Consider the following 1,900-nt stretch of genomic DNA (forward strand, 5'->3'; position numbering starts at 1 on the left):
ACGCCAATGGCCACGTTACTTGATGGAAAACGGGTCTGGGCAGAAAAGAATCTGAACCAGATTTAATCTGACAGACACCTGTATAAATAACCGGTAACTGTCAGATCAGGTCTGAGCTAGTACACTTATGGCTTAATCTTGATGCCTGATACGAGGAGTTTTCCCGGTATGAAAAGACGAGTGTTGAATTTCTACCGTCACAACTGGTACTTCGTGGGAGGCATAATTTTTGTCGTCCTCTCGTTTTTTATGGGCTTCTGGGGCAGTTTATTCAGCCCCATTCAGGTGATTTTGATATTCAGCTTCATGGCGATGCTCGCTCATCAAGTTGAGGAATATGGCTACCCCGGCGGATTTCCAACGGTCACTAATTTAATGGTGATGGGAGAGAAAGATATTCCTGACCGCTATCCCTTAAACGCCAATCAGTGCATGATCAGCAATACGCTATTGACCTATCTCTTTTATATCGCGGCCATATCCTTTCCTGACCTCATCTGGCTCGGCCTTGCGCAGGTCGGATTGGGCTTGTTTCAGGTACTCGCACACGGCATTGCCGTTCCTGTACGTATAAAGCGTCTGTACAATCCTGGACTCGCAACGGCCCTATTCCTTTTCTTGCCCATTGGTATTTATTACATTTGGTACGTAACGATAAACCATATCGCAAGCCCGGGAGACTTCGTGCCTGGCATCTTCGCTACGCTCGGCGCGGTGGTTTTCCTGTTTTTACTCCCGATTATTCTGCTCCGAAGTAAACAGTCGAAATATCCATTTTCAGAATCCGAAATGGGCCGGAGCGCCGGACAAAGGTTTTGAGAGAAGTCATCGGGTTTTATCGTTACGGTTTTTCAAACAAACGCACCATAAAAAGCGGTGACCCGAGGTAGCTCGGTTCGCTATTCGTTGGGCAAAAAGCCTGCCGTGAACCCGCTCACGACCAAATCATGGCTTTATGTTTATTAAGGAAAGCACATGATCACCAATACTTACCAGGAGAGTTCTCCACTACATGGTTATATCCATCGAACGCTAAACCTAAGTCATCTACGGTTCTAAATATAAGTTCGCTAATCGAATATTTAATGGCTCAGCGTTAACAGTAATTCAGAGAATTTATAAATAATTCTGAGGTGTCAAATAACCGCATATTGAACGGCGGCTTCTCGCACAAAGCGGATATATACGAAGGGCAAGGTCCGCTATGAGCGAGGAGCGGACGTTATGCTTTAGCGCTAACAGTTCAATCTTTAGACGTCATCACGATTCAGTTCGGATCATTTCTCTAAGATAATGATAAGGTTAAATCTCCCTATATCATCTGGACAGGTGTGAAAGTGAGCATTTCAGCGATACATGAATGGCGTATGAATGATTTTCTGATCAGTACAGACAATGCAAAGTTGAACTTACAGGCTGTGCATCAATATTTGACGAGATCCATATGGGCAAAAGGTATCGATCTGGAAACCGTTACGGCTTCAGTAGCGAACAGCCTGAACTTTGGCATTTATCACCATGAATCCCAGGCAGGATTTGCACGTCTGATAACGGACTATGCTACTTTCGCGTATCTTTGTGATGTATATGTACTTGAGGAATACCAAGGCGACGGGTTGGGAAGATGGCTTATGGAATGTATTCATAGCCATCCGGTGTTTGAAAAGCTTCGCAGGATTTTGTTATTCACAACAACTGCGCCTTGGCTTTATGAAAAGTTTGGCTATGAACCGGTGAATAAGAAAAACTACGCGTGGGCTATTACCCGGCCTAATATGTACTAGCTCAGACCTGATCTGACAGTTACCGGTTATTTATACAGGTGTCTGTCAGATTAAATCTGGTTCAGATTCTTTTCTGCCCAGACCCGTTTTCCATCAAGTAACGTGGCCATTGGCGT

At 44.6% G+C, this 1,900-nt stretch carries 2 protein-coding genes; both read left to right on the forward strand.

The window, feature by feature from the left end; translation table 11 throughout:
* The first annotated feature begins 168 nt into the window (after positions 1–168).
* The gene (locus QRY16_RS21835; protein ID WP_289778043.1) at positions 169–819 is read left to right on the forward strand and encodes an HXXEE domain-containing protein; all 651 of its coding nucleotides are present in this window, start codon (positions 169–171) and stop codon (positions 817–819) included.
* Between the two features lie 548 nt (positions 820–1,367).
* The gene (locus tag QRY16_RS21840) at positions 1,368–1,784 is read left to right on the forward strand and encodes a GNAT family N-acetyltransferase (RefSeq protein ID WP_290428384.1); all 417 of its coding nucleotides are present in this window, start codon (positions 1,368–1,370) and stop codon (positions 1,782–1,784) included.
* Positions 1,785–1,900: the final 116 nt, after the last annotated feature.

It is taken from the genome of Mixta mediterraneensis (genome assembly GCF_030283135.1).
Classification (GTDB): domain Bacteria; phylum Pseudomonadota; class Gammaproteobacteria; order Enterobacterales; family Enterobacteriaceae; genus Pantoea; species Pantoea mediterraneensis.

Bases quoted from the DNA above. Each gene is read 5' to 3' on its own strand.
- QRY16_RS21835 (WP_289778043.1), top strand. From the start codon at position 169: ATGAAAAGACGAGTGTTGAATTTCTACCGTCACAACTGGTACTTCGTG.
- QRY16_RS21840 (WP_290428384.1), top strand. From the start codon at position 1,368: ATGAATGATTTTCTGATCAGTACAGACAATGCAAAGTTGAACTTACAG.